Consider the following 20,077-nt stretch of genomic DNA (forward strand, 5'->3'; position numbering starts at 1 on the left):
AGGCTGATGTCGTCGATTAAGGAGGTGATCCAGCCGCAGGTTCCCCTACGGCTACCTTGTTACGACTTCACCCCAGTCATGAATCACACCGTGGTAACCGTCCTCCCGAAGGTTAGACTAGCTACTTCTGGTGCAACCCACTCCCATGGTGTGACGGGCGGTGTGTACAAGGCCCGGGAACGTATTCACCGCGACATTCTGATTCGCGATTACTAGCGATTCCGACTTCACGCAGTCGAGTTGCAGACTGCGATCCGGACTACGATCGGTTTTGTGAGATTAGCTCCACCTCGCGGCTTGGCAACCCTCTGTACCGACCATTGTAGCACGTGTGTAGCCCAGGCCGTAAGGGCCATGATGACTTGACGTCATCCCCACCTTCCTCCGGTTTGTCACCGGCAGTCTCCTTAGAGTGCCCACCATAACGTGCTGGTAACTAAGGACAAGGGTTGCGCTCGTTACGGGACTTAACCCAACATCTCACGACACGAGCTGACGACAGCCATGCAGCACCTGTGTCAGAGTTCCCGAAGGCACCAATCCATCTCTGGAAAGTTCTCTGCATGTCAAGGCCTGGTAAGGTTCTTCGCGTTGCTTCGAATTAAACCACATGCTCCACCGCTTGTGCGGGCCCCCGTCAATTCATTTGAGTTTTAACCTTGCGGCCGTACTCCCCAGGCGGTCAACTTAATGCGTTAGCTGCGCCACTAAAATCTCAAGGATTCCAACGGCTAGTTGACATCGTTTACGGCGTGGACTACCAGGGTATCTAATCCTGTTTGCTCCCCACGCTTTCGCACCTCAGTGTCAGTATCAGTCCAGGTGGTCGCCTTCGCCACTGGTGTTCCTTCCTATATCTACGCATTTCACCGCTACACAGGAAATTCCACCACCCTCTACCGTACTCTAGCTCGCCAGTTTTGGATGCAGTTCCCAGGTTGAGCCCGGGGCTTTCACATCCAACTTAACGAACCACCTACGCGCGCTTTACGCCCAGTAATTCCGATTAACGCTTGCACCCTCTGTATTACCGCGGCTGCTGGCACAGAGTTAGCCGGTGCTTATTCTGTCGGTAACGTCAAAACAGCAAGGTATTAACTTACTGCCCTTCCTCCCAACTTAAAGTGCTTTACAATCCGAAGACCTTCTTCACACACGCGGCATGGCTGGATCAGGCTTTCGCCCATTGTCCAATATTCCCCACTGCTGCCTCCCGTAGGAGTCTGGACCGTGTCTCAGTTCCAGTGTGACTGATCATCCTCTCAGACCAGTTACGGATCGTCGCCTTGGTGAGCCATTACCTCACCAACTAGCTAATCCGACCTAGGCTCATCTGATAGCGCAAGGCCCGAAGGTCCCCTGCTTTCTCCCGTAGGACGTATGCGGTATTAGCGTTCCTTTCGAAACGTTGTCCCCCACTACCAGGCAGATTCCTAGGCATTACTCACCCGTCCGCCGCTGAATCAAGGAGCAAGCTCCCATCATCCGCTCGACTTGCATGTGTTAGGCCTGCCGCCAGCGTTCAATCTGAGCCATGATCAAACTCTTCAGTTCAATACTGCTTGGGTTTTTAAGAAACCCTAAACTTGGCTCAGCAATCTCAAATGACTATGTGATTTCTCGCATGGCCACTTGTGATGCTGATAATCTTTGTGACTATCAGTCCGTACTCACAAGCACCCACACGAATTGCTTGATTCGATTTGTTAAAGAGCGTTTGGTTAAGAGCGTTTCGTCTCAACCGAGGCGCGCATTCTACGCTTTCCTCATTTACTGTCAAGCGTTTATTTTGAAGTTTTTTGCGAGAAACTCGTTTAGCTTCAAACACTTGACTCAACAGGGTGGCTGGCTTTGCTTCGCTACCGCGTTGGAGTGGTGCGCATTATAGGGCGGTGTTTCAGGAGGTCAACCTTTAATTTCAATAATTTAGAATCTTTTTGAAAAAGACTGCATCAGGGCCCCAAGTGCTCGCCGCGAGCCTTGCAGCGCCTGTGAGATCGAGCGCCCGCGCAGCGCAAGGCTTCCACATCTGTTTCGGGCAAGTAATGTCAGTACCAGCGCACGCGACCGCCTTGTATGTCCGGCGGTCGATCGCACAGGCGCTGAAATAACAACGCCAGGCACCTTGCCCCCTTCCCTCGTATTTGCGCACTATATTGCTCACCCCACCCCGCTCAAGGATCGTCGCGCAGAAATGAACACCCAACCCCGCAGCCTGGCCGCTACCCTCTTCCCGATCGGCCTGCTGCTCATCGCCATGGCATCGATACAGTCCGGCGCCTCACTGGCCAAAAGCATGTTCCCCCTCATCGGCGCGCAAGGCACCACCACCCTGCGCCTGATCTTCGCCAGCATCATCATGCTGCTTATCCTGCGCCCTTGGCGTGTGCGCATGACCCGCAATACCCTGCGCAACGTCATCATCTACGGCATGGCGCTGGGCGGCATGAACTTCCTCTTCTATATGGCCCTGCAAACGGTACCGATCGGCATTGCCGTGGCACTGGAATTCACCGGCCCGCTGGCCGTGGCAATCTTCTCCTCGCGCCGGCCGATCGACTTCCTGTGGATTGCCCTGGCCATCGTCGGCCTGCTGCTGTTGCTGCCGGCCGGCCATGGCGGGCAGGCTCTCGACCCGGTCGGCGCTGCCTATGCCCTGGGCGCGGGCGTATGCTGGGCGCTGTACATCCTGTTCGGGCAGCGTGCCGGGGCCGAGCATGGTATCCAGAGTGCCGCACTGGGCGTAGTGGTGGCCGCGCTGTTCGTTGCCCCCATCGGTATCGCCCACGCCGGCAGCGCATTGCTCACACCCGCCCTGATCCCCATGGCGCTGGGCGTCGCGGTGCTGTCAACCGCACTGCCCTACAGCCTGGAAATGGTTGCCCTCACGCGCATCCCGGCACGCACTTTCGGCACCCTCATGAGTATCGAGCCAGCATTCGGCGCATTGTCCGGCCTGCTGTTCCTGGGCGAGGTACTGACGATTACCCAGTGGCTGGCTATTCTCGCGATCATCACCGCGTCGGTCGGCACCACCCTGTCCATGCGCAAGGAACCCAGCCCGGTCGTCGCTACCGACTGATATGAGAAATATTTTCATTTGAGACAGGATTAGTGATTGTAGCGACCTGTCTCGCTGATTAAGCTGTCACAGAATCATCATCTTCACGCTATCTACTGGACCGAACACGGACGCTGGGGATATTTCAGGAAGAACCAAAGCGATAACGACGGGACCAGACAGCTGATCCGCCCTGCATCATAAGGACAGGAATGAAACGTATTTTGCTGATCCTGGCCATCTTGGCTATTGCTGGATGTGCCGCCACGGCCAAGACTGAGGTCAAAAGGGGCAAGAAGGGCCTGCATATCAATTGCTCCGGCCTGTCTTCCTCGTGGGACAACTGCTACAGCAAGGCCGCGAGCTCCTGCAGCACGCGCGGCTACCGGATCATAGCCCGCTCGGGCGATAGCGATGAAGAACCAGGTGACTACCTGTTTGGCATCAACCCGGCGGGTTATACCAGCCGCAGCATGATCGTCATCTGCAAGTAGAACAAAGGGCAGCTCGCAAGCTGCCCTTTTCGTTTGTTTCACAAGGGCGCGGTACGCGCCTCCAGCCAGGCCAGCGCGTCCCCCTTGAGCAACGGCGCCAGACGCTTGCGTACCCTGGCGTGATAGCCATTCAACCAGTCCAGTTCTTCCCTGGTCAGCAACTCGGGCACCAGACAGCGGGTATCGATCGGGCATAGCGTCAGGGTCTCGAAGTTCAGGAAGTCGCCGAAGGCGCCCTTGCCGACCTCGCGGTTGACCACCAGGTTCTCGATGCGCACACCCCACTGTCCTGGACGGTACGTGCCCGGCTCGATCGAGCTGATCATGCCCACCTGCATCGCGGTCTGCGGCGTGGGTGCCGCTTGGTAGGCAATTACCTGCGGCCCCTCGTGCACGTTCATGAAGTAGCCCACACCATGGCCGGTGCCGTGGCCGTAATCCACCTGGTCAGCCCAGATCGGTGCCCGGGCAATGGCGTCGAGCAACGGCGATAGCACGCCCCGCGGGAAGGTGGCACGCGACAGGGCGATCATGCCTTTGAGCACGCGTGTGCAATCCTGCTTCTGTGCAAGGCTCGGGTTGCCCACCGGCACCATGCGCGTGATGTCGGTGGTGCCCCCCAGGTACTGCCCGCCCGAATCGATCAGCAGCAGACCATCGCCCTCGATGACCGCGTGCGACTGTTCCGTGGCGCGGTAATGCGGCATCGCGCCATTGCCGTTGAAGGCGGCAATGGTCGAGAAGCTCAACGACACGAATCCCGGGCGGCGGGCACGGGCGGCACTCAACTGCTCGTCGACCGTCAGCTCGGTAACCAGCTCACGACCAAGGTTGGCCTCGAACCAGGCGAAGAATTCGCACAGGGCCGCGCCATCCTGCTCCATCACCTGCCGGATGTGCACCAGGTCCTCATCACCCTTGCACGACTTGCTCAAGGTGCTGGGGTTGAGCCCCTCGACCAGCTCCACCTCGGCCGGCAGGTTATCCAGCAGGCCGCAGGTCACCCGGGCCGGGTCGACCAGCAATCGACCCCCGGCCGGCATGGCGGCAAGGGCCTTGCCTGCTTCGGCGTAGTCACGCACTTCGATACCGTCGGCCGCCAGCACCTGGCGTAGATGTTCGTCGAGCTTGTCCTGGCCGACAAACAGGATGGCCTGCTGCTGGCTGATCAGGGCAAAGGCCACGAACACCGGATTGTAGGAAACATCGCTACCGCGCAGGTTGAACAGCCAGGCGATGTCATCCAGGGTGGCGATGAAATGCCAGTCGGCCCCCTTGGCCTGCACGCTCTGGCGCAACTGCGCCAGTTTTTCCGCACGGCTCACCGTGGCGTGCGGCGGCAAATGCTGGTACACCGGGTTGCCTGGCAGCGCCGGGCGCCCTTCCCAGACCTGGCCCAGCAGATCCTTGTCAGTCACCAGTCGCGCCCTGCGCGCCTTCAGCCGATCGCTCAGTTGGCGCGCCGAAGCCAGCGCCATGACCGCACCATCTACTGCCACGCTGCCGTTGGGCTCGACGTGATCGCCCAGCCATTCCAGCGCACCAGGCTTGCCCGGCAGCAGTTTCATCAGCTCGATGCCACTGCCCGCCAGCTCGTGTTCCGCCTGTTCCCAGTAGCGGCTATCGACCCACAACCCGGCAAAGCCAGCCGTGACCACCAGCGTGCCGACCGAGCCATGGAAACCCGAAAGCCACTGGCGCCCTTGCCAGTAACCAGGCAGATATTCGGAAAGATGGGGGTCGGCCGAAGGTACCAGCAAGGCATCGATGCCCTCTGCAGCCATGGCCTGGCGAACCAGCGCCAAACGCTGCGGCACGCTTTGCCCAAGGGTGGTCTGAACGTTCATGCGCTCTCCTGCGGCTACATCACGGTTTATCCAGTGTGCCGATAATGGAACAGCCGCCGAGGCCCTGCAATCTTGGCGACCGACACACGGCATGCATTGCCCGTGACGCCCTGCGCATACCGGACATTTCCTACAGACGGGCCAGAACCACCGATCAAGTTCCGCTGAACTTCCACAAAGCAGCGGCTTCACACTCAGTACATTCATTGCACACAGGCAAATGACCATGCCCAACGCCTGCGCCCCTAAAAGCGGCGTGGTGCTGCTCGACACCCGCGCGCACACCCCCGACCACGAGCATGCCGTGCACCTGAAGCTTGCCGATGGCCTGGCACGCCTTCTGGGCTGCCCGCACGTGCAACCCAGCCAGCCACCAAGCGCCACCGACGGCTACTACTACCTGCCCACCGAAACCCTGGTCGATCCCGAACGCCATGCCGCCCTCGGCATCTGCAGCGAACAGGACCTTTTCGGTGGCCTGGTCGCACACCCCTACATGGCGACCAAGGCGATTTCCCACCCGCTGCCGGCCGGGGCCAGTTTCCCGCCGGGCTGGACCGATGCCTTCGCACGGCAAGCCTGCGACGCCCTGCTGCGCGGCTACACCGTATTCAGCAAGGCCGATGCACGGACCGCCGCACAGCTGTTACTGACGGACGGCCAGTTGCGAATCAAGCCGGTACTGGCCTGCGCAGGCCGTGGGCAACAGGTCATAACCACGGCGGATGAGCTGGAACCGCTGCTGGCCGGCATGGATGACCAGGACCTTGCGCTATGGGGGTTGGTGCTCGAGGAAGACCTGAGCGAAGTGCAAACCTTCAGCGTTGGCCAGGTACGTGTCGCCGGCCTGACCTGCAGCTATCACGGCACCCAGCAACTTACCCGCGACCATCAGGGCACGGAAGTGTATGGCGGCTCCGACCTGGTAGTGGTACGCGGTGACTACCAGGCACTGCTGCAACTGCCGCTGGATGAGCCGCTGCGCCTGGCCATCAACCAGGCGATGGCCTACGAACAGGCCGCCGAGCAGCACTTCCCCGGCTTCATCGCCTCGCGGCGCAACTACGACATTGCCCGCGGCGTGAACCCACAGGGCCACCTGCGCAGCGGCGTACTCGAGCAATCCTGGCGCCTGGGCGGTGCCAGCAGTGCCGAACTGCTGGCCTTGCAGGCGTTCGCCGACGACCCGGCATTGCAACGGGTACGTGCCTCCACCCATGAAGTGTTCGGCATCCCCGAACTACCCACTGACGCCACCCTCTTTTACCAAGGAAACGACAGTGAACTCGGACAACTCAGCAAATTTGCGCGGATTCGCGAACATGACCATTCAAAGTGAAACCATTGAACTGCAGGTCGAGGATGACAGCATCGTCGGCACCTTGGTCAGCCCCGGCAGCAAGATGCCGGGCATTCTCTTCGTCCACGGCTGGGGTGGCAGCCAGCAACGCGACCTCGCCCGCGCCCGGCATATCACCGGGCTGGGCTGCGTATGCATGACCTTCGACCTGCGCGGCCACGAAAAAACCGAAAGCCAACGGCTGACGGTAACCCGCGAACAGAACCTGACCGACCTGCTGGTGGCCTACGACCGGCTGGCAAGCCACCCAGCCGTCGACACCAGTGCCATCGCCATCATCGGTAGCAGCTATGGCGGCTACCTGGCTACGTTGCTGACCCGTGAGCGGCCGGTCAAATGGTTGGCCCTCAGGGTACCCGCGATGTACTGGGACGACGAATGGAACCTCCCCAAGCAAACCCTCGACCGGCAACGGCTGAACGCCTATCGCCAGCGCCTGCTCGGCCCGGCAGACAACCGCGCACTGGCAGCCTGTGCCGAGTTCGGTGGCGATGTACTGCTGGTCGAGTCCGAGCAGGACGACTACGTGCCCCACAGCACCTTGATGAGTTACCGCTCGGCATTTGTCAGCGCCCATTCACTCACCCACCGCATCGTCGACGGTGCCGACCACGCGCTGTCCAGCGAAGAGAGCCAGAAAGCCTACAGTTCGATCCTGGCGGCATGGGTCAGCGAAATGGTCATTGGCGCCCGCCTGGATCGCTACCCGCACTACGCGCCCTGGTATGCCTGAGGCTCACCCACCTGGCAATGCAGGCCGCCATCGGCACCGCGCACCAGGCTGCGCAGCGTCTGGTAGGCAGCAAAGTTGACGCCACGCGCCTGGTACTGGCCAAGCAGGTCGAGAAAAGGTTCCCCGACGAAATATACGGCCGCCGCTGCCCACGCCTGGCGGGACTGCCATTGCAGGTACTGCAGCACCCGGCTGCCATCGTCGCTGGCCTGAATACTGACGCCCTGCAGTCCTTCGCAACGCGCGGCCAGCTCTTCGCTGCGCGCCACCAGCGCTTGGGCCAACGCCTGCTGGAACTTGCCAGGCACTTCAAATTCGATCATCTGGGTAAACCACAGGGCATGGGATGTTGCCGTCATGAACGGTCTCCTGGTGACGGACGCCTACAGCGCGATGCAGAGCAGGGTAAAACCTCAAGTTATGTCAAGGTCAAGCGGTTTCCGCACCGGGAACGCCCCGCGCCCTAACCCGATACCGCGAAGCGCCGCCGATAATCACTCGGGGTCAGGCCGGTGATGCGCTGAAACACCTTGCGAAACGCACCCGGGTCCTGGTAACCGACGCCCCAGGCGATCTGCTCGACATTGCGCCGGGTGAACTCCAGCAAGCGGCACGCACGCCCCACCCTCACCTGCTGGCAGTACTCGGTCGGCCGTAGCCCCGTGGCAGCACGAAAACGCCGCAGGAAAGTGCGTTCCTCCAGCCCCGCGCATGCGGCCATGCTGGCCAGGTCGGCATCCTGCCCACCGTTGCCCTGCAACCAGTGCTGCACTTTCAGCACTGCTTCATCACCATGGTCCAGGCGTGGGTTGAACACTGCACCGGGCAGTGGCGCCGCGACCGGGTCGACCGCCAGGTAGCGGGCAGTTTCCCGCGCCACCGTCGCGCCCATGAAGCGCTCCAGCAAGCGCAAGCCCAGGTCGGTCCAGGCCATCAGCCCGGCCGAGGTGACGATGTCGCCATCGTCCAGCAACGGCTGCTGGGCCTCGACCCGCACCTTGGGAAAACGCTGGGCAAGCGAATGCACGTAGTTCCAGTGGGTACAGGCCGGGCGCCCGTCGAGCAGACCACTGGCGGCGATGAAGAACACCCCGATGCACACCGATGCCAGCACCGTGCCGTGCCCGTGCAACTGGCACAACGACGCGCGATGGCGCTCAAGCAGCTCACCCTGTGGTGCCGACTCCAGGCTTGGTGGAATGATCAGCACCCGCAGATCGGCAACGGCGGCAGGCGGGCTCTCAGGGGCAAGCTGCAACCGCCCTGCCTCGTCTGCCTGCCAAAAGCTGATACGCACCGATGGCAACTCGACAGCACCCAGTTCGGCAACCACCCGATTGGCTACCAGGAAAAGGTCGGCCAGCCCATGCACGGCAGCACGCTGCGCGCCGGGGTACAGCAGCAGGCCGATGTCCAGGCTGGCGGGGTTGTCAGTTTTTGCCTGCATAGTGTCGTTCGCGCCAATCCTCAGGTCAGTGCACACAGCCTATAACTAACGTCATCCAACGACTACTGCCACAGGAGGCAGCATGAGCAAGCAGGCGCTGATCATCATCGACATCCAGAACGACTACTTCCCGGGCGGCAAATGGACCCTCGATGGTGCCGACCAGGCGGCCGACAATGCTGCCCGCCTGTTGGCGGCAGCGCGTCAACGGGGTGACTTGGTGGTGCATGTGCGGCATGAGTTCGAAAGCGCCGATGCGCCGTTCTTCGCGCCAGGCTCGCAGGGTGCGGCGATCCATGCCAAGGTCGAGCCTCAAGCCGGTGAGCCGGTGGTGCTCAAGCACAAGGTCAACGCCTTCCTCGGTACCGACCTTGAGCACACGCTGGACCGGCATGGCGTCGAGGCCCTGACCATCGTCGGCAGCATGAGTCACATGTGCATCGACGCCGCCACCCGTGCCGCGGCCGACCTGGGTTACGACGTGACCGTGGCGCACGACGCCTGTGCCACGCTGCCACTGGAGTTCGATGGCAAGCGGGTGCCGGCGGCGCAGGTGCATGATTCGGTGATGGCGGCGTTGGCGTTTGCCTATGCCAAGGTGGTCAGGACCGATGAGTTGCTGAATAGCTGATCAGGCTTGCTCAGCACCTGTGGGAGCGGGCGTGCCCGCGAATCAGGCGACGCGGAGGATGGCACCGGCTCCGCCGGTATTCGCGGGCATGCCCGCTCCCACAGGTGGTGCAGCCCTGCGCGCTCTTAGATCACCACATTGCGCACAAACCGCACCGCAACCGCCCCATCGTTGCGATAGGCATACCGGCAGTTGCTGGGAAACACATGGAACTGCCCGACCTGCAGGCGATGCTCGACCCCTTCGATGATCAGCGTCAGTTGCCCTTGCGCCACATAGATCTGCTCGCTCCAGCCTTCGGCATCAGCCTCGCTGGAATAGCACTCGCCCGGTGCCAGGGTCCATTCCCATAGTTCCACCTCGCGCCGCGCCACGCTGCTGCCCAACAGCACCGCCCGGCTCTGCGGGTGCTCGCCGGCCCAGGCCAACTCTTCGATGCGCCCGGGGTCGCGCTGGTCAGGTGCCTGGATCAGGGTACTGAAAGCCACGCCCAAGGCCTCGGCAATCAGGTCGAGAGTAGTCAAGCTGACATTCTTCTCGCCCGCCTCGATCGCCACCAGCATGCGCCGGCTGACCCCGGAACGCTCCGCCAACGCCGTCTGGCTCATACCCGCGGCGTTGCGCAGGCTGCGTACATTGAGGCTGACATGTTGCAGCACCGATGCCCGGTGCGAGGAATCTCTGTGCACTATATTGCTCACTGGTAGGTATTGCGCAGTATACTGCCCACTTTGCGGCGATTGTGCGCCGCCCCCTCCGAGTGCGCAAGACCATGAGCAAGCCCAGCAGCAAACCGACCCCCGCCATTACCTTTCGCCTGAGCAAGGCCGAACTGGTGCTGGTATTCATCACCATGCTGTGGGGCGGCACCTTCCTGCTGGTACACAACGTGATGAGCGTCAGCGGCCCGATGTTCTTCGTCGGCCTGCGCTTCGCTGCAGCCGCGCTGTTCGTCGGGGTGGTCTCGGCGCGGGCGCTGCCCGGGCTGACCTTCACCGAACTGAAGGCCGGCATGCTGATCGGCGTGTCGATCATGCTCGGCTACGGCTTGCAGACCATGGGCCTGCAAACCATCAGCAGCAGCCAGTCAGCGTTCATTACCGCGCTGTACGTGCCATTCGTGCCACTGCTGCAATGGCTGGTACTGGGCCGGCGCCCCGGCCTGATGCCCAGCATCGGTATCGGCCTGGCGTTCATCGGCCTGATGCTGCTGGCCGGGCCGGAAGGGGGCAGCCTGAACTTCAGCGAAGGCGAGCTGGTAACCCTGGTCAGCGCCGTGGCCATTGCCGGCGAAATCATCCTGATCAGCCGCTACGCCGGGCAGGTCGATGTGCGCCGGGTCACCGTGGTGCAGCTGGCGACCGCCTCGCTGCTGGCGTTCCTGATGATCGTGCCGACCCAGGAGCGCATACCCGATTTTTCCTGGCTGCTGCTGACCAGTGCCGTGGGCCTGGGCGCCATGAGCGCGGTGATCCAGGTAGCCATGAACTGGGCGCAGAAGTCGGTCTCGCCCACCCGCGCCACCCTCATCTATGCCGGCGAACCAGTATGGGCCGGGATCGTCGGGCGCATCGCCGGTGAGCGCCTGCCGGGCGTGGCACTGCTCGGCGGCCTGCTGATCGTGATCGCGGTGGTGGTCAGCGAACTCAAGGTGCGCCGCCCGCGCGAGGTGGCCGAATCGCGGGAAGTGACGGATGAAGGTGAACGCCAGGCTGGCCTGTAAAGCCGCCAACTGCGGCTATGCTTTGTAAGAATCTGTTATAAAAAAACAGCTTGTCACAGCCTGTTTGTAGGATTCTGCGACAGCTTGCGTGTTGGTGATCAATCCCTCGGCACGTATGATTCTTTGCAAACTTCTCCAGAATAGAACGCTATGTCATTGATAGTGCTATTGCTTCTGCCGTTCGTGGGCAGTTGCCTGGCAGCAGTGCTGCCGCACAACGCACGTAACGCGGAGTCCATTCTCGCCGGGCTCGTGGCCCTGGTCGGCACTGTCCAGGTAGCACTGCTGTACCCTCAGGTTGCCCACGGTGGCGTGATTCGCGAAGAGTTCCTCTGGCTGCCCAGCCTGGGGTTGAACCTGGTGCTGCGCATGGACGGCTTCGCCTGGCTGTTCTCGCTGCTGGTGCTGGGCATCGGTACGCTGGTTTCGCTGTATGCCCGCTACTACATGTCGCCACAAGACCCGGTGCCGCGCTTCTTCGCCTTCTTCCTCGCCTTCATGGGCGCCATGCTCGGCCTGGTGATCTCCGGCAACCTGATCCAGCTGGTGTTCTTCTGGGAACTCACCAGCCTGTTCTCGTTCCTGCTGATTGGCTACTGGCACCACCGTGCCGACGCCCGCCGTGGCGCCTACATGGCGCTGATGGTCACGGGCGCGGGCGGCTTGTGCCTGCTGGTGGGTGCCCTGCTGCTCGGCCATGTGGTCGGCAGCTACGACCTGGACAAGGTCCTGGCTGCCGGCAACACCATTCGCCAGCATGCGCTGTACCCGGTGCTGCTGCCGCTGATCCTTATCGGCGCCCTGAGCAAGAGCGCACAGTTCCCCTTCCAGTTCTGGCTGCCCCATGCCATGGCAGCGCCCACCCCGGTATCGGCTTATCTGCACTCGGCGACCATGGTCAAGGCCGGGGTGTTCCTGCTGGCGCGCCTGTGGCCGGTGCTGTCGGGCAGCGAAGAGTGGTTCTGGATCGTAGGCGGTGCCGGCGCCCTCACCCTGCTGCTCGGCGCCTTCGCCGCCATGTTCCAGAACGACCTCAAGGGCCTGCTGGCGTACTCGACCATCAGCCACTTGGGCCTGATTACCCTGCTGCTGGGCCTGAACAGCCCGCTGGCCGCCGTCGCAGCGGTGTTCCACATTCTCAACCACGCCACCTTCAAGGCCTCGTTGTTCATGGCCGCCGGCATCATCGACCACGAAAGCGGTACCCGTGACATCCGCCGCCTCAGCGGGTTGATACGCCTGGTGCCATACACCGCCACCCTGGCCATGGTGGCCAGCGCCTCGATGGCCGGCGTGCCGTTGATGAACGGTTTCCTGTCCAAGGAAATGTTCTTCGCCGAAACGGTGTTCATCAGCTCCACTGCCTGGGTCGAGGCCACGCTGCCGGTGGTCGCCACCCTGGCCGGCACCTTCAGCGTGGCCTATGCCCTGCGCTTCACCGTCGATGTGTTCTTCGGCCCCACTGCGCAGGACCTCCCGCACACCCCACACGAACCGCCACGCTGGATGCGTGCGCCGGTCGAATTGCTGGTGCTTACCTGCCTGGTGGTGGGCATCTTCCCTGCCCAGTCGGTCGGCCCGCTGCTGGCCGCCGCCGCCCTGCCTGTGGTGGGCGGCACCCTACCGGAATACAGCCTGGCCATCTGGCATGGCTGGAACGCGCCGCTGATCATGAGCCTGGTGGCCATGAGCGGCGGTATCGTGCTTTACCTGCTGCTGCGCAAGCAGCTGCGCCTTGGCCGCTTCCCCTACCCACCGGTGATCGAACGCTTCAATGGCAAGCGCCTGTTCGAACACGGCCAGGTGCAGCTAATGCTGCTGGCGCGGCGCATCGAGCGCCTGCTCACCAGCCGCCGCCTGCAATCGCAGCTGTTCATGCTGGTGCTCGCCGCCTTCCTCGCCGGCCTCACCCCCATGCTCTACAGTGGTCTCAGCTGGGGCGACCGGCCGAAGATTCCGGGCTCGGGCGTGTTTGTCGCGCTGTGGCTGATCGCCATCGCCTGCGCCATCGGCGCTGCCTACCAGGCCAAGTATCACCGTTTGGCGGCGTTGATCATGGTCAGCGTCTGCGGCCTGATGACCTGCATCACCTTCGTCTGGTTCTCCGCGCCCGATCTGGCCCTGACACAGCTGGTAGTGGAAGTGGTCACCACCGTGCTGATCCTGCTCGGCCTGCGCTGGCTGCCGCGGCGAATCGAAGGCGTATCGCCGCTGCCGGGCAGCCTCGAGCGTGCGCGCATGCGTCGCCTGCGCGACCTGCTGCTGGCGGTGCTGGTAGGTGGCGGCATGGCCGTGCTGTCCTACGCCATGCTCACCCGGCCGACGCCGAACGACATTTCCTCGTTCTACCTGAGCCGGGCACTCCCCCAAGGCGGTGGCACCAACGTCGTCAATGTCATGCTGGTCGACTTCCGTGGCTTCGATACCCTCGGTGAAATCACCGTGCTTGTGGCCGTGGCGCTGACCGTGTTCGCCCTGCTGCGGCGCTTCCGCCCGCCCAAGGAAAGCATGCAACTGCCGGCGCAACAGCGTCAGCTGGCACCCGACGTGGTCACCGACCTGATCAACCCGCGGCATGCTACCGACACCGCCCTGGGCTTCATGATGGTGCCCGCGGTGCTGGTGCGCTTGCTGCTGCCGATCGCCCTGCTGGTGTCGATGTACCTGTTCATGCGTGGCCACAACCAGCCGGGTGGCGGCTTTGTTGCCGGCCTGGTGATGTCGGTGGCGTTCATCCTGCAGTACATGGTTGCCGGCACCCAGTGGGTCGAGGCGCAGATGAGCCTGCGCCCGCTGCGCTGGATGGGCACCGGGCTGCTGTGCGCAACCCTGACCGGCGCGGGTGCCATGCTGCTGGGCTACCCGTTCCTCACCACCCATACCGCCCACCTGCACCTGCCGTTGCTCGGCGATGTGCACGTGGCCAGCGCGCTGTTCTTCGATGTCGGGGTGTTCACTGTGGTGGTCGGCTCGACCCTGCTGATCCTCACCGCCCTGGCGCACCAATCGGTGCGCGCCTACCGCCCGGGTAACCCGGCGAAAACCAGCCAAGCAGGAGCCGCCTGATGGAAGAAGTGATTGCAGTTGCCATCGGCGTGCTGGCCGCTTCGGGAGTGTGGCTTATCCTGCGCCCGCGAACCTACCAGGTGATCATGGGCCTCTGCCTGCTGTCGTACGGGGTCAACCTGTTCATCTTCAGCATGGGCAGCCTGTTCATCGGCAAGGAACCGATCATCAAGGACGGCGTGCCCCAGGACCTGCTGCACTACACCGACCCGCTGCCGCAGGCCCTGGTGCTCACCGCCATCGTCATCAGCTTCGCCATGACCGCGCTGTTCCTGGTTGTGTTGCTGGCCTCGCGCGGCCTGACCGGTACCGACCACGTGGATGGCCGGGAGCGTGACGAATGAGTGGCATGAGCCAATTGATCATCGCGCCCATCCTGCTGCCCCTGGTTACCGCGGCATTGATGTTGCTGCTGGGCGAGAAACACCGGCAGACAAAGGCCTGGCTGAACCTGCTGTCGACCTTTGCCGGCCTGGCCATCGCGGTCAGCCTGCTGCTGTGGGTGCGCACCCAGGGCCAGGCGGAATCAATCGGTGTCTACCTGCCGGGCAACTGGCCGGCACCGTTCGGCATCGTGCTGGTGGTAGACCACCTGTCGGCCCTGCTGCTGACCCTCACCGGCATCATCGGTTTCAGTGCCCTGCTGTTTGCCCGCGCTCGCTGGGACGGTGCCGGGGCCAGCTTCCACGCACTGTTCCAGATCCAGCTGATGGGCCTGTATGGCGCCTTCCTCACCGCCGACCTGTTCAACCTGTTCGTGTTCTTCGAGGTGCTGCTGGCCGCTTCCTATGGCCTGCTGCTGCATGGCTCGGGCCGCGCCCGGGTGCGTGCCGGCCTGCACTACATTGCCATCAACCTGTTCGCCTCGTCGCTGTTCCTGATCGGCGCAGCGATGCTGTATGGCGTGACCGGCACCCTGAACATGGCCGACCTGGCGCTGAAGATTCCGTTGGTGCCGGAGGCCGACCGTGGCCTGCTGCACGCTGGCGCGGCGATCCTGGCCATGGCCTTCCTGGTCAAGGCCGGCATCTGGCCGCTGAACTTCTGGCTGGTACCGGCCTATGCCTCGGCCAGCGCGCCGGTGGCGGCGCTGTTCGCCATCATGACCAAGGTCGGCCTGTATGCCGTGCTGCGCCTGTGGACTCTGCTGTTCTCAGGGCAGGCCGGGGCCTCGGCGCACTTCGGTGGTGAATGGCTGGTGTACGGTGGCCTGGTCACCCTGGCGGTGGCGGCAGTGTCGATCATGGCCGCGCAGCGCCTGGAGCGCATGGCCGCCCTCAGCATCCTGGTTTCAGCCGGCACCCTGCTCGGCGCCGTCGGTTTTGCGCAATCGGCGCTGACCGGCGCGGCGTTGTTCTATCTGGTCAATTCGACCCTGGCGCTGTGCGCGCTATTCCTGCTCGCCGAACTGGTCGAACGTTCGCGCTCGGCCAACGAAGCACTGCTGGACGACGAAGAAGACGCCATGCCGCCACCGCTGGAATCACTGCACCCGCCCAAGGGTATCAACCTCGACGATGAACAGAAGGTGGTGATCGGCCAGATCATCCCGTGGACCATGGCCTTCCTCGGCCTCAGCTTCATCGCCTGCGCCCTGTTGATCATCGGCATGCCGCCGCTGTCGGGCTTTGTCGGAAAGCTCAACCTGATCAGCGCGCTGTTCAACCCGCAAGGGCTGGGCGTGCCTGCCGAGCAGCCGCTGGGCATGGCGGGTTGGGGTCTGGTGGCATTGCTGGTCCTGTCTGGCATGGCCTCGCTGATCGCCTTCGGCCGCGTCGGCATCCAGCGCTTCTGGAAGCCTGAAGAACGCCCGTCGCCGGTGCTGCGCCGCTATGAATGTCTGCCCATCGTCATCCTGCTCGGCCTGTGCTTCATCCTCAGCTTCAGGGCCGAGCCGCTGCTGCGCTACACCCAGGACACCGCCGCCAGCCTGCAGGCCCCCGACACCTATATCGAAGCCGTGATGGCCGCCCGGCCGATTCCTGGCCCCACCTCGCTCGACGTACAGGTGCAGCCATGAATCGACTGTTCCCGGCACCGCTGTTATCGGTTTCGCTGTTCGCACTGTGGCTGTTGCTGAACCTCTCGGTCAGCCCCGGCAACCTGCTGCTGGCAGCCGCGCTCGGCGTGCTGGCGCCGCTGCTGATGGCACCGCTGCGCCCGCAGCATGCCCATGTGCGGCGCCCACTGGCCATCGCCCGGCTGATTGGCCGGGTCGGCATCGATGTGATCATGTCCAACCTGATGGTTGCCCGTGGCGTGCTGCGCGCCGGCAAGCAGCCGCCACGCTCGGCGTTCGTGCACATCCCGCTGGCCCTGCGCGACCCGCATGGACTGGCGGCGTTGTCGATGATTACCACGGTGGTGCCCGGCACGGTCTGGTCCGAGCTGGCCCTGGACCGCAGCGTGTTGCTGCTGCATGTGTTCGACCTGGACGATGAGGCGGCTTTCATCCAGCACTTCAAGGACACCTACGAACGCCCGCTGATGGAGATTTTCCAATGACAGGCCTGCTCGCCAATGCTGTCCTCGCCAGCCTGTTCATCTTCGCCCTGGCCATGGCCCTGGCACTAATCCGGCTGTTCCGCGGCCCGTCCGCCCAGGACCGGGTGCTGGCGCTGGACTACCTGTACATCCTGGCCATGCTGACCATGCTGGTGCTGGGAATCCGTTATGCCAGTGACACCTACTTCGAAGGTGCCCTGCTGATTGCGCTGTTCGGTTTCGTTGGCTCGTTTGCCCTGGCCAAGTTCCTGCTGCGCGGTGAGGTGATCGAATGACTGAAACCCTGCAACTCCCCTTCTGGCTGGAGCTGGTCACTGCCGCGCTGCTGCTGACCGGCAGCCTGTTCGCCCTGATCGGTGCCGTGGGCCTGTTGCGGCTGAAGGACTACTTCCAGCGGATGCACCCGCCGGCACTGGCTTCGACCATTGGTGCCTGGTGCGTGGCACTGGCTTCGATCATCTATTTTTCCTGGCTCAAGGAAGCCCCGGTGCTGCACGCCTGGCTGATTCCGATCCTGCTGTCGATCACCGTGCCGGTGACCACACTGTTGCTGGCCCGGGCGGCGCTGTTCCGCAAGCGCATGGGGAAAGAGCCGGTCCCTGAAGAAGTCAGCAGCGGCCGCGATCGAGGCAACTGAGAGGTCGCCGCCTCACCCTTGGGCCAGGCGCTGCAACTCGCGCCGGACCATGGCCGCATAAGGCGGCGGGCCGAGGCGATACAATTCCCCTGCCACCCAGTTCAACCAGGCGCCTTGCAGTTCTTCGCGCCTGGCCAGCAAACGCTCGGCCTCGGCTACGGCATCCGCCTGGTGCTGCCGATGGAACTCGGCACGCGTGGCAGGCGCGTCGTCACTGTGGGTCATTCACTGGCCTTGAAGGTGGTCAGCTCACCCTTGCGCCATTTGGCAACCTTGCCGGTCACCGCCTTGAGCAACTTGCCCAGGCCTTCTTGCACTTGTTGCTGTGCGGCGAATACCAGCATCACACCGTGGCCTTCACGGAACACGATGCCCTCGCCTTCAGGCACCGACACAAAGGCATAGTCGCCCACGCCATATACGTTCAACTTGATTTCGCGAAAGCGCATTTCCAGTTTGCCGCCTTCGCGGCTGGGCAGCACGGCGGCGCGAAAGTGGTCGCCGACCTTCAGTTCCAAACGCTGCTTGTCATCGACGACCAATGCGCTTTCGGTGTCGATTTCGGCCATGTACAGGCCTTCGGGACTCTGTTCCGTAACATAGACAAAGCGGCCCTGGAACAGCTGGGCCAATTTACCGCGCAAGTCGCCCAAGGCGAACAACGCATGGGTATCAAGAGTGCTGACTGCCAATGAAGTAATCCTCAACCGGTTACAACCCGTCCTCACCCAAAGCTCGGTGAGGCACGGCCATTTCTTATCGATAGGCGAAAAGAGTAATAAAGCGATATGCGAAATGTCTGCGCCCGCTGGCGATGCAGCGTGCGGGAATCTTTACCCTGGCTTGCCAGATCTGGCCTCAAATACAGGCTTTCGGCATATTCCCGATTCGGGAAGCGCAATGTCTGACAGCAAAACCGCCAGAAAAAATGCGACAGGCAATGCCAGAGCGCACGTAAGAACGGGCCCTGCAATCCATCAGCGCATTACTGGGGAAAGAATATGCACGAAAACACCGAAATTCGTCGAGAGGCAAAGTACATTTCTTACAGGCGAACGCCCTGAACAACACCCCGTTCGCTTGCCGGCAGCACTCACGGTGCTCAGGCAGCCAGGCCCTTCTTCAACTGCTGCCAGGCCGCCTGGCACTCCAAGGCCTCTTCACGGGTGGCAAATGCGGTACCACGGCGTTCGCCATTGACCAGCACCACCCAGCAGATGCGTTTACCCAGCGCCCGCATCGAGGCTGGCACACCAGAACCAATCATCACGGCTACATCGACCCGGCTATTCATCATTCCCTCCGGAATTTAATTAGCACCCTAACGATAAAGTGATGATACGCCTGCTTACGGCGCTGAAACAGCGCATCCCGGTACAGCAGTGTTACGTGCAGGGCAACAAAACCGCCGCCGGCAAGAAACGCAAAAAGCCCCAGGGATCGCTCCGTGGGGCTTGGCACACCGCGCGGGGTTACACCTGGCGCTGGTGGCGGTCGAGCTGCTCGTGGCGCTCCTGGGCTTCGATGCAATACTTGGTGGTCGGGCTGATCAGCAGACGCTTCAGGCCGATTGGTTCACCGCTGTCATCACACCAGCCGAAGCTTTCGTCGGCAATACGGTCCAGGGCCATTTCCAGCTGCGGCAGCAGGCGCTGGTCGCGGTCGATGGCGTTCACCAGCCAGCTACGCTCTTCTTCGACCGAAGCCACGTCGGCAGGGTCCGACGGGGTGTCCAGGCCTTCGATGGTGGCACGGCTCAGCTCGATGCGTTCATGGGTTTCGACTTTCATCGCCTGCAGCAGGCCAGCGAAGAAAGCCAGCTGGTCAGCGTTCATGTAGTCATCGGCCGACATGGCCAGCAACTGTTCCTTGGTCATCGATTTCTCTATGAAAAAATGTGCATTTGGGCGATTCGGGTGCCGCCGACGCCTCGGCATCGGCAGCAGAATTCTTCAAGCGCCAACCGGCACTCTTTTACAGGGGGCGGCAGTCTAAGGCGCCACGTCGCGTGGAGCAACTGCAATCGGGTGCGAATTTGCTTCCGGTGCCCACATTCCGCCAGTCGGCGCACTCTGCTCTGGCTCTGCTCTGGCTCTGCTCTGCTCTGGCTTTGGCTCTTGATCTTGATCTTGATCTTGATCTTGATCTTGATCTTGATCTTGATCTTGATCTTGATCTTGATCTTGATCTTCGCGACTTCAGGAGGCCGAGCAGAGGTTTTGCGGAGGGAGGTGACGGGCATGGATGCCCGTCAAGCGCTGAGGCCCCATGGATGGGGCCTGCAGCGCGTCCTCCCGGGAGCAAGACCGGCGCGAGGGAACCCCGTAGCGTAGCGGAGGGGCCGGATGATGGGAGCGCAGCGTTTTTTGGTTACTTTTTGTCGCGTTTGACAAAAAGTGACTCGCCGTAAGGGCGAAAAGGTGAGTAACCGTCGCCATCGTAAATGGACTATGCGCGAGATCAAGACCAGTACTTTTCCGCTCTTCGCTCTTCGCTCTTCGCTCTTCGCTCTTCGCTCTTCGCTTTCAAGCGTGGGCATCAACAACAAGGTCAACATTCATTCTCGAAGGTGG

General features: G+C 62.3%; 21 protein-coding genes and 1 rRNA gene. 12 read left to right on the top strand and 10 right to left on the bottom strand.

Going from position 1 to position 20,077, the window contains the following annotated elements:
• Positions 1–17 precede the first annotated feature (17 nt).
• Positions 18–1,554: ribosomal RNA gene (locus ACLCGK_RS33185) — 16S ribosomal RNA — on the bottom strand.
• A gap of 640 nt (positions 1,555–2,194) precedes the next feature.
• On the opposite strand from ACLCGK_RS33185, the gene rhtA reads away from it, so the two are divergent.
• Both rhtA and ACLCGK_RS33195 read left to right on the top strand, forming a co-directional pair.
• Positions 2,195–3,082 carry a threonine/homoserine exporter RhtA gene (gene rhtA / locus ACLCGK_RS33190; RefSeq protein WP_013971850.1) on the top strand — a complete coding sequence of 296 codons (888 nt, stop codon included), beginning with the start codon at positions 2,195–2,197 and terminating at the stop codon, positions 3,080–3,082.
• Positions 3,083–3,273: 191 nt separating this feature from the next.
• Complete coding sequence (locus ACLCGK_RS33195) at positions 3,274–3,555, top strand: hypothetical protein (protein ID WP_013971849.1); 282 nt, start codon at positions 3,274–3,276, stop codon at positions 3,553–3,555.
• Positions 3,556–3,593: 38 nt separating this feature from the next.
• Here the strand turns inward: ACLCGK_RS33195 and ACLCGK_RS33200 are convergent, their stop codons facing one another.
• Positions 3,594–5,402, bottom strand: coding sequence for an aminopeptidase P family protein (locus ACLCGK_RS33200; RefSeq protein ID WP_410953714.1), 1,809 nt, complete (start codon positions 5,400–5,402; stop codon positions 3,594–3,596).
• Positions 5,403–5,622: 220 nt separating this feature from the next.
• On the opposite strand from ACLCGK_RS33200, the gene ACLCGK_RS33205 reads away from it, so the two are divergent.
• Positions 5,623–6,741: a DUF3182 family protein gene (locus tag ACLCGK_RS33205; RefSeq protein WP_410953715.1), complete on the top strand. Its 1,119-nt coding sequence runs from the start codon at positions 5,623–5,625 to the stop codon at positions 6,739–6,741.
• Positions 6,725–7,495, top strand: a complete 771-nt coding sequence (locus tag ACLCGK_RS33210) for an alpha/beta hydrolase family protein (protein WP_410953716.1) — start codon at positions 6,725–6,727, stop codon at positions 7,493–7,495. Before ACLCGK_RS33205 ends, ACLCGK_RS33210 begins: the two co-directional genes overlap by 17 nt.
• Here ACLCGK_RS33210 and ACLCGK_RS33215 read toward each other — a convergent pair.
• Both ACLCGK_RS33215 and ACLCGK_RS33220 read right to left on the bottom strand, forming a co-directional pair.
• A complete protein-coding gene (locus ACLCGK_RS33215) occupies positions 7,474–7,854 on the bottom strand; it encodes an antibiotic biosynthesis monooxygenase (protein ID WP_015269665.1) in 381 nt (126 codons plus the stop codon). The genes ACLCGK_RS33210 and ACLCGK_RS33215 overlap by 22 nt on opposite strands.
• A gap of 104 nt (positions 7,855–7,958) precedes the next feature.
• Positions 7,959–8,942: a GlxA family transcriptional regulator gene (locus ACLCGK_RS33220; protein ID WP_410953717.1), complete on the bottom strand. Its 984-nt coding sequence runs from the start codon at positions 8,940–8,942 to the stop codon at positions 7,959–7,961.
• An 82-nt stretch (positions 8,943–9,024) separates the two neighbouring features.
• Between ACLCGK_RS33220 and ACLCGK_RS33225 the strand changes: the two genes are divergently transcribed.
• Positions 9,025–9,573, top strand: a complete 549-nt coding sequence (locus ACLCGK_RS33225) for a cysteine hydrolase family protein (RefSeq protein WP_410953718.1) — start codon at positions 9,025–9,027, stop codon at positions 9,571–9,573.
• A 125-nt stretch (positions 9,574–9,698) separates the two neighbouring features.
• Here the strand turns inward: ACLCGK_RS33225 and ACLCGK_RS33230 are convergent, their stop codons facing one another.
• The gene (locus ACLCGK_RS33230; protein WP_397462211.1) at positions 9,699–10,262 is read right to left on the bottom strand and encodes a helix-turn-helix domain-containing protein; all 564 of its coding nucleotides are present in this window, start codon (positions 10,260–10,262) and stop codon (positions 9,699–9,701) included.
• An 83-nt stretch (positions 10,263–10,345) separates the two neighbouring features.
• On the opposite strand from ACLCGK_RS33230, the gene ACLCGK_RS33235 reads away from it, so the two are divergent.
• From ACLCGK_RS33235 to ACLCGK_RS33265, 7 genes are all read left to right on the top strand, one after another.
• Positions 10,346–11,296, top strand: a complete 951-nt coding sequence (locus tag ACLCGK_RS33235) for a DMT family transporter (RefSeq protein ID WP_410953719.1) — start codon at positions 10,346–10,348, stop codon at positions 11,294–11,296.
• A 150-nt stretch (positions 11,297–11,446) separates the two neighbouring features.
• On the top strand, positions 11,447–14,362 hold the full coding sequence (locus tag ACLCGK_RS33240; RefSeq protein WP_015269660.1) for a monovalent cation/H+ antiporter subunit A: 2,916 nt from the start codon (positions 11,447–11,449) through the stop codon (positions 14,360–14,362).
• A complete protein-coding gene (locus ACLCGK_RS33245) occupies positions 14,362–14,706 on the top strand; it encodes a Na+/H+ antiporter subunit C (RefSeq protein ID WP_013971840.1) in 345 nt (114 codons plus the stop codon). The genes ACLCGK_RS33240 and ACLCGK_RS33245 overlap by 1 nt, the downstream gene beginning before the upstream one ends.
• A complete protein-coding gene (locus ACLCGK_RS33250) occupies positions 14,703–16,382 on the top strand; it encodes a monovalent cation/H+ antiporter subunit D (protein ID WP_410953720.1) in 1,680 nt (559 codons plus the stop codon). The genes ACLCGK_RS33245 and ACLCGK_RS33250 overlap by 4 nt, the downstream gene beginning before the upstream one ends.
• Positions 16,379–16,867 carry a Na+/H+ antiporter subunit E gene (locus ACLCGK_RS33255; RefSeq protein ID WP_410953721.1) on the top strand — a complete coding sequence of 163 codons (489 nt, stop codon included), beginning with the start codon at positions 16,379–16,381 and terminating at the stop codon, positions 16,865–16,867. Before ACLCGK_RS33250 ends, ACLCGK_RS33255 begins: the two co-directional genes overlap by 4 nt.
• Positions 16,864–17,142 carry a K+/H+ antiporter subunit F gene (locus tag ACLCGK_RS33260; RefSeq protein WP_003259015.1) on the top strand — a complete coding sequence of 93 codons (279 nt, stop codon included), beginning with the start codon at positions 16,864–16,866 and terminating at the stop codon, positions 17,140–17,142. Before ACLCGK_RS33255 ends, ACLCGK_RS33260 begins: the two co-directional genes overlap by 4 nt.
• Positions 17,139–17,504 carry a Na+/H+ antiporter subunit G gene (locus ACLCGK_RS33265; RefSeq protein ID WP_410953722.1) on the top strand — a complete coding sequence of 122 codons (366 nt, stop codon included), beginning with the start codon at positions 17,139–17,141 and terminating at the stop codon, positions 17,502–17,504. Before ACLCGK_RS33260 ends, ACLCGK_RS33265 begins: the two co-directional genes overlap by 4 nt.
• A 12-nt stretch (positions 17,505–17,516) precedes the next feature.
• Here ACLCGK_RS33265 and ACLCGK_RS33270 read toward each other — a convergent pair whose 3' ends face one another.
• The 5 genes from ACLCGK_RS33270 to ACLCGK_RS33290 all read right to left on the bottom strand — a co-directional run bounded on the left by ACLCGK_RS33270 (position 17,517) and on the right by ACLCGK_RS33290 (position 19,746).
• Positions 17,517–17,729: a hypothetical protein gene (locus ACLCGK_RS33270; protein ID WP_003259019.1), complete on the bottom strand. Its 213-nt coding sequence runs from the start codon at positions 17,727–17,729 to the stop codon at positions 17,517–17,519.
• Positions 17,726–18,196 carry a hypothetical protein gene (locus tag ACLCGK_RS33275; protein ID WP_003259020.1) on the bottom strand — a complete coding sequence of 157 codons (471 nt, stop codon included), beginning with the start codon at positions 18,194–18,196 and terminating at the stop codon, positions 17,726–17,728. The genes ACLCGK_RS33270 and ACLCGK_RS33275 overlap by 4 nt, the downstream gene beginning before the upstream one ends.
• Before the next feature lie 410 nt (positions 18,197–18,606).
• Positions 18,607–18,798: a hypothetical protein gene (locus tag ACLCGK_RS33280; protein WP_015269656.1), complete on the bottom strand. Its 192-nt coding sequence runs from the start codon at positions 18,796–18,798 to the stop codon at positions 18,607–18,609.
• A gap of 178 nt (positions 18,799–18,976) precedes the next feature.
• Entirely contained in the window at positions 18,977–19,381 is a 405-nt protein-coding gene (locus ACLCGK_RS33285; protein ID WP_003259022.1) for a TraR/DksA family transcriptional regulator, read from the bottom strand.
• An 8-nt stretch (positions 19,382–19,389) separates the two neighbouring features.
• Positions 19,390–19,746 (bottom strand): hypothetical protein, encoded by a 357-nt coding sequence (locus ACLCGK_RS33290; RefSeq protein ID WP_410953723.1) that lies wholly within the window; start codon positions 19,744–19,746, stop codon positions 19,390–19,392.
• Between the last annotated feature and the right edge of the window lie 331 nt (positions 19,747–20,077).

The sequence above is a fragment of the Pseudomonas sp. S1(2024) genome (assembly GCF_046557535.1).

Coding starts and splice junctions, on each gene's coding strand:
- rhtA (WP_013971850.1), top strand. CDS start 2,195: ATGAACACCCAACCCCGCAGCCTGGCCGCTACCCTCTTCCCGATCGGC.
- ACLCGK_RS33195 (WP_013971849.1), top strand. CDS start 3,274: ATGAAACGTATTTTGCTGATCCTGGCCATCTTGGCTATTGCTGGATGT.
- ACLCGK_RS33200 (WP_410953714.1), bottom strand. CDS start 5,402: ATGAACGTTCAGACCACCCTTGGGCAAAGCGTGCCGCAGCGTTTGGCG.
- ACLCGK_RS33205 (WP_410953715.1), top strand. CDS start 5,623: ATGACCATGCCCAACGCCTGCGCCCCTAAAAGCGGCGTGGTGCTGCTC.
- ACLCGK_RS33210 (WP_410953716.1), top strand. CDS start 6,725: ATGACCATTCAAAGTGAAACCATTGAACTGCAGGTCGAGGATGACAGC.
- ACLCGK_RS33215 (WP_015269665.1), bottom strand. CDS start 7,854: ATGACGGCAACATCCCATGCCCTGTGGTTTACCCAGATGATCGAATTT.
- ACLCGK_RS33220 (WP_410953717.1), bottom strand. CDS start 8,942: ATGCAGGCAAAAACTGACAACCCCGCCAGCCTGGACATCGGCCTGCTG.
- ACLCGK_RS33225 (WP_410953718.1), top strand. CDS start 9,025: ATGAGCAAGCAGGCGCTGATCATCATCGACATCCAGAACGACTACTTC.
- ACLCGK_RS33235 (WP_410953719.1), top strand. CDS start 10,346: ATGAGCAAGCCCAGCAGCAAACCGACCCCCGCCATTACCTTTCGCCTG.
- ACLCGK_RS33240 (WP_015269660.1), top strand. CDS start 11,447: ATGTCATTGATAGTGCTATTGCTTCTGCCGTTCGTGGGCAGTTGCCTG.
- ACLCGK_RS33245 (WP_013971840.1), top strand. CDS start 14,362: ATGGAAGAAGTGATTGCAGTTGCCATCGGCGTGCTGGCCGCTTCGGGA.
- ACLCGK_RS33250 (WP_410953720.1), top strand. CDS start 14,703: ATGAGTGGCATGAGCCAATTGATCATCGCGCCCATCCTGCTGCCCCTG.
- ACLCGK_RS33255 (WP_410953721.1), top strand. CDS start 16,379: ATGAATCGACTGTTCCCGGCACCGCTGTTATCGGTTTCGCTGTTCGCA.
- ACLCGK_RS33260 (WP_003259015.1), top strand. CDS start 16,864: ATGACAGGCCTGCTCGCCAATGCTGTCCTCGCCAGCCTGTTCATCTTC.
- ACLCGK_RS33265 (WP_410953722.1), top strand. CDS start 17,139: ATGACTGAAACCCTGCAACTCCCCTTCTGGCTGGAGCTGGTCACTGCC.
- ACLCGK_RS33270 (WP_003259019.1), bottom strand. CDS start 17,729: ATGACCCACAGTGACGACGCGCCTGCCACGCGTGCCGAGTTCCATCGG.
- ACLCGK_RS33280 (WP_015269656.1), bottom strand. CDS start 18,798: ATGAATAGCCGGGTCGATGTAGCCGTGATGATTGGTTCTGGTGTGCCA.
- ACLCGK_RS33285 (WP_003259022.1), bottom strand. CDS start 19,381: ATGACCAAGGAACAGTTGCTGGCCATGTCGGCCGATGACTACATGAAC.
- ACLCGK_RS33290 (WP_410953723.1), bottom strand. CDS start 19,746: ATGCCCGTCACCTCCCTCCGCAAAACCTCTGCTCGGCCTCCTGAAGTC.